The 15,485-nt window shown below is 56.5% G+C and carries 12 protein-coding genes; 5 read left to right on the top strand and 7 right to left on the bottom strand.

Annotated features, from left to right (window positions below; all coding sequences use genetic code 11):
* Window positions 1–204: 204 nt before the first annotated feature.
* Window positions 205–375 carry a hypothetical protein gene (locus HY962_01155; GenBank protein MBI5645511.1) on the bottom strand — a complete coding sequence of 57 codons (171 nt, stop codon included), beginning with the start codon at window positions 373–375 and terminating at the stop codon, window positions 205–207.
* Between the two features lie 220 nt (window positions 376–595).
* On the opposite strand from HY962_01155, the gene HY962_01160 reads away from it, so the two are divergent.
* Window positions 596–3,040, top strand: a complete 2,445-nt coding sequence (locus HY962_01160; GenBank protein MBI5645512.1) for a choice-of-anchor D domain-containing protein — start codon at window positions 596–598, stop codon at window positions 3,038–3,040.
* Between the two features lie 18 nt (window positions 3,041–3,058).
* On the opposite strand, the gene HY962_01165 is transcribed toward HY962_01160, so the two are convergent.
* A complete protein-coding gene (locus tag HY962_01165; protein MBI5645513.1) occupies window positions 3,059–3,817 on the bottom strand; it encodes a TerC family protein in 759 nt (252 codons plus the stop codon).
* Between the two features lie 95 nt (window positions 3,818–3,912).
* Here HY962_01165 and HY962_01170 point away from each other — a divergent pair, with 95 nt between their 5' ends.
* A complete protein-coding gene (locus HY962_01170) occupies window positions 3,913–4,842 on the top strand; it encodes a hypothetical protein (protein ID MBI5645514.1) in 930 nt (309 codons plus the stop codon).
* A 75-nt stretch (window positions 4,843–4,917) separates the two neighbouring features.
* Here the strand turns inward: HY962_01170 and HY962_01175 are convergent, their stop codons facing one another.
* A complete protein-coding gene (locus tag HY962_01175; GenBank protein ID MBI5645515.1) occupies window positions 4,918–6,285 on the bottom strand; it encodes a hypothetical protein in 1,368 nt (455 codons plus the stop codon).
* Window positions 6,286–6,379: 94 nt separating this feature from the next.
* Here HY962_01175 and HY962_01180 point away from each other — a divergent pair, with 94 nt between their 5' ends.
* A complete protein-coding gene (locus tag HY962_01180) occupies window positions 6,380–7,963 on the top strand; it encodes an SEL1-like repeat protein (protein MBI5645516.1) in 1,584 nt (527 codons plus the stop codon).
* On the opposite strand, the gene HY962_01185 is transcribed toward HY962_01180, so the two are convergent.
* Window positions 7,934–8,848 (bottom strand): EamA family transporter, encoded by a 915-nt coding sequence (locus HY962_01185; GenBank protein MBI5645517.1) that lies wholly within the window; start codon window positions 8,846–8,848, stop codon window positions 7,934–7,936. The genes HY962_01180 and HY962_01185 overlap by 30 nt on opposite strands.
* A gap of 142 nt (window positions 8,849–8,990) precedes the next feature.
* Here HY962_01185 and HY962_01190 point away from each other — a divergent pair, with 142 nt between their 5' ends.
* On the top strand, window positions 8,991–9,881 hold the full coding sequence (locus HY962_01190; protein ID MBI5645518.1) for a universal stress protein: 891 nt from the start codon (window positions 8,991–8,993) through the stop codon (window positions 9,879–9,881).
* A 1-nt stretch (window position 9,882) separates the two neighbouring features.
* Window positions 9,883–11,577, top strand: coding sequence for a cation:proton antiporter (locus tag HY962_01195; GenBank protein ID MBI5645519.1), 1,695 nt, complete (start codon window positions 9,883–9,885; stop codon window positions 11,575–11,577).
* Window positions 11,578–11,725: 148 nt separating this feature from the next.
* Here HY962_01195 and HY962_01200 read toward each other — a convergent pair whose 3' ends face one another.
* The 3 genes from HY962_01200 to HY962_01210 all read right to left on the bottom strand — a co-directional run bounded on the left by HY962_01200 (window position 11,726) and on the right by HY962_01210 (window position 15,161).
* Window positions 11,726–12,121: a transposase gene (locus tag HY962_01200; GenBank protein MBI5645520.1), complete on the bottom strand. Its 396-nt coding sequence runs from the start codon at window positions 12,119–12,121 to the stop codon at window positions 11,726–11,728.
* A 38-nt stretch (window positions 12,122–12,159) separates the two neighbouring features.
* Window positions 12,160–12,744 carry a transposase gene (locus HY962_01205; GenBank protein MBI5645521.1) on the bottom strand — a complete coding sequence of 195 codons (585 nt, stop codon included), beginning with the start codon at window positions 12,742–12,744 and terminating at the stop codon, window positions 12,160–12,162.
* Window positions 12,745–12,902: 158 nt separating this feature from the next.
* Window positions 12,903–15,161: an aconitate hydratase gene (locus HY962_01210; GenBank protein ID MBI5645522.1), complete on the bottom strand. Its 2,259-nt coding sequence runs from the start codon at window positions 15,159–15,161 to the stop codon at window positions 12,903–12,905.
* Window positions 15,162–15,485: the final 324 nt, after the last annotated feature.

Raw genomic sequence — 15,485 nt, forward strand, 5'->3', positions numbered from 1 at the left:
ATCGATGGATAATGTGTAACGTTCCATCAGGTATACATGTTTTATATATGAGTCCGGCAGGCGAAAGGTTCCTACCCTCAAGATGGATAGACTCAACTTCACCTCCCTTTGAACAGGCTCATAGAGCGGCACTTCTCCCAAGGCCTTTCCTACTCCGGAACTCATGAATACTCCCGATGACCTATCTTCGCATCGGGTGCGGATTCACCCCGGCACAGCCGGTTTGCAGAACGAGGACGCCCGTCCTCGTTCTGTTTTTTCAACCATGATGGCCTGAGGGGATTGATCCTGCGATGTCTGTTGAATACCTTTCATGCATTCAGTCATATTTACGGCGGGATGCATCATGTCAATCGCACGGTTTGTCTTCACCATGGCGGTTCTTCTCCTCTGTTGTCAAGAGAATGTAATCGCACAGATCCTCCGCTGGGAAGCACAAGGGAGGGCACTCTGCACCGCAGCGGGTTGGCAAAAGAACCCCTACGCAACAACAGATGGTCGAGGTGGAGCGATTGCCGTTTGGGAGGACATTCGCAGCGGAACCGCACCCGGGATTTACGCAGCACGAATCAGCGCAGTCGGTGCACGACCATGGATGACTGACGGCATCCGGATCAGTTCCGCAAATACAGGCCAGCAATTGGCCGGCATTGTAACAGACGGCGCGGGTGGCGCCTATGTCGCGTGGTGGCATCGCGGCAACGGCTCGTACGATATTTATGCGCAGCGCATCGATTCTGCAGGAAGGATTCAATGGAGCGAAAACGGCTATCCGGTGTGTCGCGCGCAACATGATCAGCAATGGGCCGCAATTCGCTCGGACGGACAGGGTGGCTGTATCATCGCATGGCAGGACAAACGTGGACAGGACAACGATATCTACGCCCAGCGATTCGGCGCTTCGAACGTCCCTCTCTGGGGAGACAGCGGCGTAGCGGTCACGAACGCCCCAGGTGATCAGATGTACCCCGATCTCGCGTGTGATGGAAATGGCGGCGCGTTTATCGTGTGGATGGACCGCAGGGCCGGAGACGATGTATATGGACAGCGACTGCGGGGCGACGGCAGCCGTGCATGGGCTTCAGATGCGCCAATTGCTGTGTACAACGACCGTCAGATCGCACCTCGAGTAGTTGCCATGAGTCAAGGACGCGCAGCGGTTCTGTGGCAGGATTTTCGATCAGGCAATGCAGCAGCAGCACTGTATCTCCAGCTTATAGATTCGACCGGAGCGCAGAGCTTTGACCAAGGATATCAGATCGCAATCTCGCCGAAATCGCAGTCGGGGGTCTTTTTCACCGATGACGGGCGCGGTGGCGCAACGGCCTCATGGACGGACTTTCGCAACGGCCTCACGGATGGAGATGTGTACACCGGGGCAATCCTCCCCGACGGGACAATCCCACAGACTGCCTCCATCTACGGGCAGCCGATATGCACTATTGCGGGCACGACACAGGAACTGGCCCAGGTGCTCAGCGACAGTGCAGGCGGAGCATTCATAGTCTGGCAGGACAAGAGGAACACCTTCGACTACGATCTGTACATAAACCGCATATCGGCGGCGGGGCTGACGAACTTCACGGGATGGGACCTCAACGGCACGGTGCTGATCAAGGAAGAGCACGACCAACTGCGACCACAAATTGTCGCATCCGGTCGCGGCTCCGCAATCGTTGTATGGGTTGACGGACGTGTCGCCGACGGACAGGCCGACATATATGCACAAAAGGTCGACTATGCTCCGTGGTTGAGTTCGATGAGAGACACCGTGCGGTTTGGGATCCGTCCTGTCAGCAGTACCACATTTGATACACTCGTAGTTTCGAATTCCGGTCCCGTCGATCTCACGATCACCGACATCCGCAGACCGCCAGGAAACAATGGCGCGGCTGATTTCCGCATCACGAGTCCGGCCACACTCCCAATCACACTCAAGACCGATTCTTCGCTCCGGATCCCGCTTGCATTTACGCCAACGACTACGGGTTTGAGGGAAGCACAGGTACGCATCAAGAGTAATTTTTCCGTCGATCCGTTTCTGATTCCTTTGAGAGGAACCGGTACGAATCCAAAGATTTCGACTCCTTCACTCTTTATTTTTGGACCCAGCCGTGTCGGCTCTCCGATCGATACACAGATTGTTGACTGCATTACCAATTCCGGGACCGGGCCACTTGTGGTTACCAATCTTCGTTTCACTGGTGAACATCCGGGTGATTTTTCTGTACTGCATCCAGACACGGTTCCTTTCATCGTTGACGAGCGATCATCGCTGCCGTTGCGGTTACGCTTCACTCCTTCGGGCGAGGGCTCGAGGAGCGCGATCCTCGAGGTTATCAACGCGACGACAGACTCGGTCCGGCGCATCACGCTACGCGGCGCAGGCGGCTACCCCACGCTCACCACAAGCCCGAGCCGTGTTCGTTTTGACCGCGTGATGATCACACGTACGAGCACCAAAACCGTTGAAGTCCGGAACACGGGAGGCATAGATCTCCGTCTGCTTCGTGCGCAACTCGACAGCGGACGTGCCGATCAGTTTACCATCGATGGCTTTACTGCGACCACCGTTCCGCCCAACGGATATGTTCAATTCTCGGTAACTTTTCGACCAACCGAAGTGGGTTCCTTTGCTTCAAAGGTTAACATCGAGAGCGACGATCCGGCTTCACCGCATCGCATCCCGGTCGATGGTATCGGCGATCAGTTCAATGCTGCAGGCACCGTGGCCGAAACACCTGATGCGCGCATCATCGCGTTGTCGCCCCAGCCATGTCAACAAGGGCAGCCATTAGCCATCGAGTACGGACTCATGCGCCCCACGGCCAATCTCCGTCTCGGACTCCGTGACCTCCTCGGCAGGAGCTTGGTGTTGGTGACTTGGGGCAGGCGTGATGCAGGACGACACATTGAACACCTGGATTTTGGGTCGCTGCCTTCACCTGCGCCTCCAGGCGTATATATGCTGACGATTGAAGCTGAAATGGAAAATGGAACATTGGTACGACTTGCAGCGCCGGTCCTGATAACGCAATAATCACGTCGCTCGGATGATTCAGGAACCGCGTTCCGGGGACGGGGCGGGTCGTTGTCGTAATGCGACAGGCGTGCCTCGCCTTTTCTTCACACGGAGATTGAGCATCTCGACAAATACCGAGAAGCCCATCGAAAAATACACGTAGCCCTTGGGGATGTGCTGGTCGAGACCTTCCGCAATCAAGGACAAGCCGATCAGCAACAGGAAGCTCAGGGCCAGCATCTTTATCGTTGGGTGTTTCTCAACAAAGACACCTATCGGTTTCGCGGCAAACATCATGACACCGACCGCAAGCACCACTGCAAGTACCATCACCTCGAGCTGATTCGCCATTCCGATCGCAGTGATGACCGAATCGAGTGAGAAGACGATATCGAGCAGCACGATTTGCACGATGACATTGGCAAACGATGCCTTCATGCGACTGCGCGCCTTCTCCTCCTCTCCTTCGAGCTTGTCATGAATCTCATGCGTGCTTTTAAAAATGAGGAATGCGCCACCGAGGAGCAGAATGATATCCCGGCCGGAAATTTCGGCGCCGACGAGTGTAAACAGCGGCGCTGTGAGCCGCATGATCCACGACAACGAAAAGAGAAGTCCGATACGCGTGAGCATAGCGAGCGCAAGCCCCACCATCCGGGCCTTCGGCTGTTTCTTCGCCGGCAGTTTTCCCGTCATGATGGAAATAAAGATGATGTTGTCGATGCCGAGCACTATCTCGAGCACCGTCAATGTCAGCAGGGCGATCCAAGCCGACGGGTCGGTAATCCATTCCACGCGAATCCTCGTTTCTCACTGTGAAAGTTTGTAATCTAGTCAGAACAGTACTTTTGAATGAAATGATCCCGCAACATCACTTCCATAATCCACGCATGGCGACTGCTGTCGCCTTTTCAGTCCTGTTCAGTCTGAGTGTGGCAGGAGAACTGAACGCACAGAAGCGCGTCGCTCCAGTCCCGGAGATAACAAAAACGACTCTGTGGGATGTAGCCTTCTCAACCACGCACATCGGAATTGCTGTTGGCGACTATGGCGTGATACAGCGGACATCTGATGGCGGGCAGACATGGACTCCACAGAAATCCACCGACCAGTTCGCCTTTCGCAATGTCCATTTCTTCTCCCCTGCTGAAGCAATTGCCGCAGGATTCTGGGCGAGCATTTTCCGCAGCAGCGACAGCGGGCGAACGTGGACAAAAAGCAGCGTGGGGATCCGCCACCATCTTCCGGGACTTGCAGCAGCGGGCTGGGGATGTGTGTGGCTCTCAGGTGAAAAGGGTGTCATATTAAAATCGACGGACAGGGGAGCGACATGGTCGGAGCAGACTTCCGGAACGGGCCTCATGCTCGATGCAATTTCATTCGCTGATTCGCTTCACGGATGGTGCTCGTCGGTGCAGGGCTTGTTACTCGCAACAACAGACGGTGGTGCTCACTGGACAAAGCGCCAGCCGCCATCTGCGATGCCCATTACCACAGTCCTGTCACGAACCCTGCGCGAGTGCTGGATCGCGGGGTACAATGGATTGATCGCACAGACCACAGATGCGGGCGCCTCATGGTCCGTGAAGCAGGTATACAATGCAACGATCCAACGCCTGCGCTTCGATCGTAATGGCGTTGGATGGGCTGCGTGCAACAGGGGTATTGTCCTTCGATCAAATTCCGACCTCTCAGGGTGGAATCTCTTCACGCGTGCCGAGACCGAATCCCTGAATTCATTGCATTTTCCAGACGATTCGACTCTTGTGACCGTAGGCTCGGCGGGCACCATACTCCGCCTTTCGAGACAGCTTCACTAATCGCCCCAAGAAATTTAGCGACAGAAGCACGGTTCGGAGCGGTGTGTAGTTCGTGACGTGTTTTCAGTCCGGGCTTCAGAGGATCGTGATCAGTGCATGGCCAGTCCGCGTTCCATTCTGCGCGTGTATCACATAACAGCCGGCTGGTACATCCTGAAGTTCCATTCGAATGCTCTGAAATGTACCGGAAGGCACGCCGCACTCGATACTCATCACTAGCCGACCCAGCAAGTCAATGAGAGTAATCCGCAGTGGGGCTGCGACGATATCGCGAACGCCGATTACGACCAGACTCCCATTCCGTGCCACCACGGGCTGAGGAAAAACCTCTACAGCCAATCGCGGCGATGCTGCAAATGCAGGCGTATCGTTGCCACTGGGATCGAATTGCCGGCGGAATAGACCGCGCCCGCTGCCGGCGGCGAGTGTCAGTGAGGAGGCACCAGGGTTATCGAGCTGTCGCGTCGCAAGGGCATACACGGGGCAATGGATCTCGCCGCCTCCACCATCCAAGCGCCAACCGCCACCGTGGTTGTTGGAAATAAGAATTGCTCCCGTCTGCGTGCCGACGAAGATGTTCGACGCTTGTGCTGCCTCCTGCGAAGACGCCGCAACGCTCCATGCAAAACCAACCGATGGGAGAGTGTCGGGGAGAATCGACCACGTGCCGAGTTCATCCATCCATGCAATTCGTGGATTGCCCGCAAGAGCGAAGGGGTTCCCGCCGACGGTAATGATTCCACCGGATCCAAATCCCGTTGCGATATCGTGCGGCAGAAACGGAAGGTTGTTGACCGCCACCGACCAACCGCCTCCATTGTCCGTTGAGACGAGGATTCTCCCTCCTGAAAGCGGACTGTACACTGCAGCAAAGCACCGTCTCTTGGGACCCTGTCTTTCTGCCGCAAGCGCCCACACGAAACTTCCGGGATCTACAAATGTTGAAGCCCACGTTTTGCCACCGTCGAGACTTCGAAGAATATAGCCATCGGGAACAGCCAGAGACCCATGAGCGACAGCACGCGAACCGCCACCGAGCAGCGCTGTCGAGCTGTCGATCCAGCACATGGCGTAGTGCGCGCGCGTCTCGAATCCGTCAAGCTTCGTCCGCACCCATGTTGCGCCATTGTCCGGACTAAGAAGAAATACACCGCTGTCGCCACATACGGCGAGAGTAAATCGGGAAGGGAAACCGGTGTCGTACAGGTCGATGGCTGTTCCGATTCGAAGTGGAGTGAAGCTCACGGACTTGTCTTCGCTGAAATAGGCCAGGCCGTCTTCCCCTGCAAGGAGCACACGACCGGTGCTGTCAATTGCAAGACCGTACACACTGCTGTCGGCAGAGCATTCCTTCTCCTGGAGCAGCCGCTGCCAGCTCTGCCCATATACCTGCAACGATATACACGGCAGAATGACGAAGGCAAAGATGTATGGACGGATCATTGACGAAGATACACAGAACAGCGTACGCAGGACAGCCGAACGGTTGCGTGTTTTTGGGGTTGCGAGAGCGGGGTTGCGGGATGCACATTGCAGCATGCCACAGACACACTCGCCGCGACGATACACGCGCCTCCCTGTCCGATCGTTCGCGGTGATATTCTGCGTGATTGCTACGGCCGCTCATGTAGACGCGCAGGAATACGGGAACAGCCCGGTTTTCCGCGGATATCGCCCGAGGCAGCAAAAGTCGCGGCCGCAAAATCCGGATCCGGCACAACAATGGCGGGACCTGCAGCTCGTTCGTGAAGCAAATGCAGGCGATCAGTTTGCTCAACACGAACTCGGTTTGCGCTACCTGTTCGGTGACGGCTTTCAAGCCGATACGGCAAAAGCCGCCTATTGGATAGGAAAAGCGGCCTCTCAAAAACTGGCGCTTGCGAACTACAATTACGGTCTGTTGCTTGCGAATGGCTGGGGTATCACATGGGATCCATTTGCTGCGTACCGGCACATTCGGTTTGCCGCTGAGCGCGGACAGACCGAAGCCCAGCATGTTTTAGGTTTGACATACACCGAGAATCTCGTGGTTGCACGCGACTGGAAAACAGCGTTGAAATGGGTTCGTCTCGCCGCGGATTCGGGATTTGTTCCGTCACGCGCCCTACTGCCGGAGCTCGAATCCATCGCAACACGAAATGGTGTATCGGATTCGATTGCTCAAAGTGTTTCCGATTCTGACGAAGACAGTAATCCGGGTTCCAGCGGAACATGGTCGCCTGTATTGCTGGATTTTCGACGCGACACGGTTCCATCGCAGCCCGACGCTCGCGGCCTTGCCCGTGACGCCATCGCCACCGCAGGATTGAGCGGGCCCGATTCTACGGGTGTGTATGCGCTTGCAACAGGTGATTCGACTGACCAGACTCTCCTCCATCCATTATTTCCGGCTGCCGATGTTGGGAACCCCGAGGTTCTGACCTTTCTTGGGTACTGCATCCAGGAGGGCATGGGAATGACGAGGGATCCCGTGCACGCAGCAGAACTGTACATCAGAGCGATTTATATGGAGTCCCCTCGCGCGGCACAATTATTATGGACGCTGACACGGACCAAGGGTTTCCTCGGTGTGCTGCAGGCCCGGGTTTCGGAAGGTGAAACTCGTGCGATGTTTGTACAGTCCGAACTCGTCGCGCTTGAATTCGACGGACACATCACCGAGCGACAGGCCTATGATCTTCTTCTGAAGGCAGCAGAACGCGGGAGCAGCATAGCGGAGGTGCATCTCGGCATCTGCCACCAGACCGGACGGTGGGTGACTCAAAACAAGGAGAAAGCGCTGTTCTTGTGGCGACGTGCCGCAACCGCTGGAAATGCCGAAGCCGCAATCCGCGCGGCCGGGAGCACGCTGCTCGCGCCGGACGCCGTGGACATCGACGCAGCACAGCATCTCATAACGTTGCGCAGAGCGGACACGCACGGCTCAATACTCGCGCGCGTTGCAATAGCACGCATGCTCGAGGCGGGAGTTGTGTTGCCGCGCAACCCAGGAGCAGCAACCCGGCTCTACCGGGGCTGCGCGCAACGAGGCAGCCGCGCCGCACTCGAGGCCTTGCGACGCATGCACGACAGTATCAGACCATCGGATCCTTTATTCCGCATTCCGTCCGGCACGCGGTAACCGGCTCCGGGTGATCCACACCAATCCTGCGACAATAAAAACAAAACCCGCGGCTTCACGCCATCCGGCGGATTCGCCGAGGAACAGGACCGCGAGCACTGCCGCGACCACCGGCTGAAGAGTGGTGTACGTCGCAACGAGCGCCGACGACGAGTGCCTGATCGCCCAGGTATTCAGTGCATAGCTGACGACGGACGCAAAGACGACAATGTATCCGACACCGATCCATGCAGACGCCGGTATCACAGAAAGATCCAGTGCAAACAGTGACGGGAGACTCACCACAAAGACAGCACTGCCGCCAAAGACGTAGCTCCACGCAACAACAGTAAAGGGCGGGAGTCGTTTTAAAACCGGTGTCGCCAAAACCAGGAAGCCGGCATAACTCAGACAATTGAGGACGATCAGGAGATTTCCGACTGACGATGTGCCCTGCAGCGAAAGCTGTGATGGGTCGAGCATCACTAGAGCCCCTGCCACGGCGAGAGCCACTCCCGGCAGGCGATGTTTTTGCAAGCGCTCGACGCGGAGCAGCGCCGCGACAAGCACGGTGAATACGGGTATGGATGTGATAAGAATCGTGGCGTTGATCGCAGTGGTGTATTTCAGACCCACGATGAACATCAATTGATTTGCACAGACGCCCAGCAATCCGAGCAGTGCGAGCATCGGCATCTCCCGCCGCGGCGGCACCACTTTGTGCCGATGCCAGGCGATCGCATAAATGATGGGTGTGGCAAAGAGCACACGGAGTCCGGCAACGGCAAGCGGCGGAACCGTCCCGAGTACATATTTCCCAAACACACTGAAGCCGCCGAATGTCAACTGTACAACGAGCAATGCAAGATGCACACGCAGGGCGGGGCGTACCGAGTCTGTTTCCATCAGGTTAATCTACCCGAGACCAGTGTTGTGTGCAATGCATGGGACGAGATCCGCATAATAATCCAGCGGATTTCCGATTGCGCTGCTGTGACGAATGACGTATACTTCGCGCTGCCACGCATGCCATCTTCGAAGGGCTAATATGTCACCAGTAGCTGCCGGCATCATCCCCCCCATTCGCACGGTCCTCGCAAGTGTTTCCCTGAGTGAGCGCGGTATCGCCGTTGCGGCCGAAACCCATCGCATCGCGCGCGCACACGGAGCGAACGCCATTTTCCTGCATGCCGGGGAGGATACGCCCGGTGTGCGTGACGCGCTGGACGGGATTATTCGGGCAGCATGTGGCGACATAGGCGTGGCATCAGTCTCCATCCGTCCCGGAAAAGTAGATGATGTCGTCTGCAGTTGTGCCGAGGAATACAATGCGGACTTGATTGTCGCGGGCGCATTGCAACGCGAGGGCATGCTCGGATATTATATAGGCAGTGTCGCCAGAAAAATCGCCAGGAAAGCGCAACGCTCCGTTGTTCTTATTACCGCACCCTCCGCGGAATCACGCCCTCTTCGCGCCCCTGCCGTCCGGCTCGACATAGACGCTGCATCAAAGGAGGCACTTGCGTTTGCGGCCGCATTTGTGCTCCCCTTCGGAGCCGAGAACCTTCACGTGTTGTATGAATACGAACTCCCGGCATTACGCGCGGGATTGGAAGATGCTTCCGATATCCGGGAGGAGGAGCAGGTCCAGGCCCAGTTCGAGGCGGAGGAGGAAGCACGGTTACACGCGTTCATAGACGACATAGATTTTTCCGGACTCACAGTGCACGCACACTGCCTGCTCGGTCGCAGGGGAGTGCAGGCGTCCGAGTATTGTGTTGCCAAGGGATTCGATCTGCTGATCACAGCCGCGCCGCGACGCCGACTCGGGCTTCTCGACAAGATTTTCCAGCACGATGTGGAATACGCGCTTGAATCACTGCCCTGCGATTTCCTGATGTTTCGTCCGCAGGCGACGGCCGACAGCACGGAGGTTTGAGATGGGGGGGCGTCTCGCCACGGGAGAAATCGTGATCTTTCTGCTTGCACTCGCCATCCTTCTGGCTACTGCGCGTGCACTCGGCGAGCTCATGAAACGATTCAATCAACCTTCGGTGCTCGGCGAAATTCTTGCGGGGATCCTGTTGGGACCTACAGTACTCGGAACTCTGTCGCCCTACCTTCACGCGACGATTTTTCCCGCGCAGGGTTCAAACGCCCTTGCGCTCAACGGATTAACAACCGTAGCGATTGTCCTGTTTCTCCTCGTCGCAGGGATGGAAGTGGATCTTTCCATCGTCTGGCGGCAGGGCAAGAAAGCACTGCTTGTGAGTCTTTTCGGCATCACAATACCGGCGATTCTCGGATTCTCGGTCGCCTACTTTCTGCTCCGAAACACATCATGGATAGGCGGCGGCGATCTGCTCATTTTTGCCCTCTTCTTCGCTGTAGCGATGTCGATTTCGGCACTTCCCGTCATTGCAAAAACACTCATGGATCTTAATCTGTACCGGAGTGATTTGGGAATGATCGTGATTTCGGCAGCAATTGTTGACGATCTGATCGGCTGGATGTTCTTTGCCGTATTGCTCGGCATGATCGGATCGGGTGCAACAGGCGACATGGTCGTGAGCAGCACCATTCTTCTTACCATCGGGTTTGCGGTCGGTATGCTCACCGTAGGACGTTGGATCATCCACCGAGTCCTCCCGTGGATTCAGGCGCATACGAGCTGGCCCGGCGGCGTGCTTGCGTTCGCATTGGCGGCCGCTCTCGCAAGCGCCGCGTACACGGAGTGGATCGGCATTCATGCAATTTTCGGCTCCTTTATCTTCGGTGTCGCTCTCGGAGATTCATCACATCTCCGCGAACAAACACGCGCCATTATGGACCGCTTCATCTCGTTCATTTTTGCACCGCTGTTTTTTGCCAGTATCGGACTGCAGTTGAATTTTATCACCAACTTTGATCCCGTTCTCTGCCTCATCGTGTTGGCAATTGCGATTACAGGTAAAATAACCGGCAGCAGTCTTGGCGCACGCGTGGGTGGTTCGTCGTGGCGCGAAGCATTCGCTGTGGGCAGTGGGATGATTTCCGTTGGATCCATGGGCATCATTCTGGGCTTGCTTGCCTTTCAAAGCGGAGTCATCGATGCGCGCATGTTCGTGGCTATCGTTGTGATGGCCATCGTGACATCCATGATGAGCGGTCCTCTCATGGAACGTATCCTGCAACGCACGAAGCGAAAGCGATTCACCGATTTTCTCAGCGCGCGCTGTTTCGTGCCCGGGCTCCGCGCAACCGATCGACGTGCCGCCATCGAGGAACTTGCGCGCACAGTGCCGGCTGTGGCCAACACTCAATCGATCGCAACGGCGGTATGGGAGCGCGAAGAGATGCTCGCAACCGGCCTGGGCAACGAGCTTGCGGTCCCTCACGCGCGCATCGCGGGTCTCACCTCCCCTGTGCTCGCCTTCGGCCTCTCCGCCGATGGCATCGATTTCGATGCCCCTGATGGAAAGGTGGCGCGCATCATAGTCCTTATCCTCACACCTGAGGCCGACGATGTGGCGCAATTGGAAATTCTGGCGGACATCGCCCGGACCTTCAGCGACGAGACGCTCCGTGAAAAGGTGAAGGCAGTGCGAAATTACATCGAATTCCTTGCGCTTCTGCGGAGCGAGCGACGCGACTGATAGTCCCCGTCTGTCTGACGGCTGCGACGTGCCACACAATGCGTGTGATGCGATCGATCTGCGGCCCGGATCAGAACACGAACATCGGATGTTCTTGTCTGTTACTTCGATCCTTTCGGCATGGAGACGGAAGCACGGGGAGACGCGGTCAGGAGCGCAGACCATTGCGCCTCTGCAGGATGGCGAGTTCGGTGCGCGAATCACGACGCTTGTGAACACGCCACTGCGAGAAGATGACGGCGCGTTCACTCTCTTTTCGCGAAGATGATATCGAGAATGATCGCCACTCATGATCCCACAGGAAACGCCGGTCGTTGGGATGACGCCGGTTGATCCACCGTGCCACTGCCGATTTGATTTTTTTCACATACGCCCCACTAGCCACAGATGGTCGCAGTTGCGCCAACAGATGGAGATGATCGGCCTCCATCGAGACAGCATGCAGAGTGTGTTTCTCGCGGCGATGCCACTGCGCAATAAACGCGTTCACCCTTCTACGCATTCTGGCGTCCAACCGGAAACCATTGTCGCTTGAGAAAAGCATCGTATGCACGAGAATGTGACTCTGTACTCGCGGCATAGTCACCCCGTCACCGCACGGACAACCGCATCGGCGAGCAGTTCGCCGGAAAAGACCAACGGTTCTGGATCCCTTTGACGCAGTACTCGAGGCCGGGGTGCCTCATCCCCGCGCCACGTCCGTACTTCATCATAGAACTCAAAGAGGTGACGGTCCTCGAAAGGGATCTCCATGTGCCGCAGCAGCCGGGTGTATTCCTCGCGGAAGGAATGCTCCCTGTGGTACGATTCCTGCCGATTGAAATACTCTTCGAGCGCGGGGATATGCGTTTGTGAATATCCGAACACACCAAAGCCCCGTTGCCAGGAAAAATTGTCCGGCAGGAAACGTTTCCTGTTCATCCATAAGGTGGATGCAGACTTCACCTGCTGGAGAAATTTTGAAACGACCGTGTCCGCGTCGATTGTGAGCAGGAGGTGTACATGATCCGGAAGGCAGGCGCTAGCCAGGAGAGTCTGGCCCTTTGACGCGACTATGTCGGCAAGAGACGCGCGCAGCTCCGGCGCAGCCGCACGAGGTAATAGAGAACGTCGTCCCTCTGGTGCTAGCACGACCTGCAGTGTGATGGAACTGAATGAAGTGGTCATATGAATCTCCCCATCGATGAAAGTGACTCCCAGTCCTTACACGCGGCGAATGCCCGATTTGTTCCCATTCTTCGGGAAATATTTTTCTCGGGTGAAAAAGAAACGGGCGCGACGGGAGATTTCCGCCGCGCCCAACACGCTGCCGGTTTCCGAAATGTTTATTTGCCGCGCGCGGCAATCAGGTTCAATGCGCTGCCTGCCTTCCACCAATCGATTTGCTGTGCATTAAACGTGTGGTTCAGCACAATGGCATCGGTGCTTGCATCGCTGTGTGTAATGGTCATCGACACCGGCGTACCGGGAGCAAACATATCGAGATCGAGTGTGAAAGTGTCGTCTTCCGCGATCTTATCGTAATCGGCCGGATTCGCAAATGTCAGGGGCAGCATTCCCTGTTTCTTCAGATTTGTCTCATGGATCCGCGCAAAGGATTTGACGATGATCGCTTTTCCACCGAGATGGCGTGGTTCCATCGCCGCATGTTCGCGGCTTGATCCTTCGCCATAGTTTTCATCACCCACAACAACCCACCCGAGCCCGGCCGCCTTGTAGGCGCGTGCAACGTTAGGGACTTCATCGTGCGCGCCTGTAAGCCGGTTCTTCACTTTGTTGGCGGTATCGTTGAATGCGTTTATTGCGCCGATGAACATGTTGTTCGAGATGTTATCGAGATGCCCGCGAAAGCGCAGCCAGGGACCCGCCATCGAGATATGATCGGTGGTGCACTTGCCTTTCACTTTTAGAAGCAGCGGCATATTTGAGAACTCCTCGGAACGCGGAGCGGGGAACGGCGCCAATGCCTGCAGACGTTTGCTGACAGGATCGATGTGAACCATGACGCCGGAACCGTCCTCGGCCGGTTGAACATACCCGTCCAGATCAGGCACAAACCCGGTTGCCGGAAGCTCTTCGCCTGTGGGAGGATCAAGACGCACTTCCTCTCCCGCCGCGTTTCGCAGTGTCTCTTTCGTAAAATCAAAGGTCAGATTTCCCGCCAGTGCAAGAGCGGCTACCGTTTCCGGACTCGCCACGAAAGCGTGCGTGTCGGGATTCCCGTCATTTCTCCCAGTGAAATTGCGGTTGAACGAAGTGATGATCGAGTTTCGGTCTCCCTTCTGCACGTCGTGCCGTTTCCACTGGCCGATACAGGGTCCGCACGCATTTGCAAGCACCTGCCCGCCGATTTCCTCGAGTAACGCCAGTTGACCGTCGCGCTCGATGGTTGCGCGTACCTGCTCCGAACCCGGTGTGATTGTGAACTCGGAAATTGCACGCAGTCCCTTCGCGTGTGCCTGGCGCGCAACCGCCGCTACGCGGTCGATGTCCTCATAGCTCGAGTTTGTGCACGATCCTATCAGCGCTACACGCAACTCCTCGGGCCACCCGTTCTCGCGCACGGCCTGTGCGAATTCGGAAATGGGAAATGCACGGTCAGGAGTGAAGGGTCCGTTCACATGCGGCTCGAGGGTGTCGAGATCAATATGTATGACCTGATCGAAGTAGGATTCGGGATTCGATTCGACTTCGGCATCGGCGCGAAGATGCTCTGCGATGCGATCAGCACGCTCCGCCACATCCGGACGTGCAGTCGCCTTCAGGTATCCGGCCATTTTTTCATCATACGGGAAGAGAGATGTTGTGGCACCGATTTCGGCACCCATGTTGCAGATGGTGCCTTTGCCGGTGGCGGAAATATTCCGACATCCTTCTCCGAAGTACTCGACAATGGCTCCCGTCCCGCCCTTAACGGTGAGTATACCCGCGAGCTTCAGAATGACGTCTTTTGGTGAAGTCCAGCCGCGCAGGCGGCCTGTGAGCTTCACGCCGATGAGCTTGGGAAATTTCAATTCCCACGGCATACCCGCCATCACATCCACCGCGTCTGCTCCACCGACACCTATGGCAACCATCCCCAGACCGCCCGCATTGGGAGTATGGGAATCGGTGCCGATCATCATGCCACCCGGAAAGGCGTAGTTTTCCAGCACAACCTGGTGAATAATTCCAGCACCTGGTTTCCAGAATCCGATCCCATATTTTTTCGAGACGGAGGCGAGAAACTCGTACACCTCACGGTTGAGATCCAGTGCCGACAGCAGATCACTCTTCGCGCCCTTTTCCGCCAGTATCAAATGATCGCAGTGCACCGTTGACGGCACGGCAACCGTCGGTATGCCCGCGCTCATGAATTGCAGCAGCGCCATCTGCGCGGTTGCATCCTGCATTGCGACACGGTCCGGACCAAAGTCCACATAATCCTTCCCGCGAGTGAATGGCGCCGCGGGACTTTCCCATGCGTGCGTATAGAGCACTTTCTCGGCGTACGTCAACGGACGCCCGAGCAACGCCCGGGCTGCGTCCACCTTACTACCGAATGCCGCGTACACGCGGTCGATCATGTCAAGATTCATGGTCATGTCTTCAATCCTCGATGTCCTTGGGTACAAACGGTCAAATATAGGGAGTTTTGGCGTAAAGGCGTAAAGGCGTAAAGGCGTAAAGGCGTGAAGGCGTGAAGGCGTAAAGGAGTGAAGGCGTGAAGGCGTGAAGGCGTAAAGGCGTAAAGGCGTGAAGGCGTAAAGGCGTAAAGGCGTGAAGGCGTAAAGGCGTAAAGGCGTGAAGGCGTGAAGGCGTAAAGGCGTGAAGGCGTAAAGGCGTGAAGGCGTAAAGGCGTGAAGGCGTAAAGGCGTGAAGGCGTAAAGGCGTGAAGGCGTAAAGGCGTGAAGGCGTAAAGGCGTGAA

It is taken from the genome of Ignavibacteriota bacterium, assembly GCA_016218045.1.
Taxonomy (GTDB): domain Bacteria; phylum Bacteroidota; class Ignavibacteria; order SZUA-365; family SZUA-365; genus JACRFB01.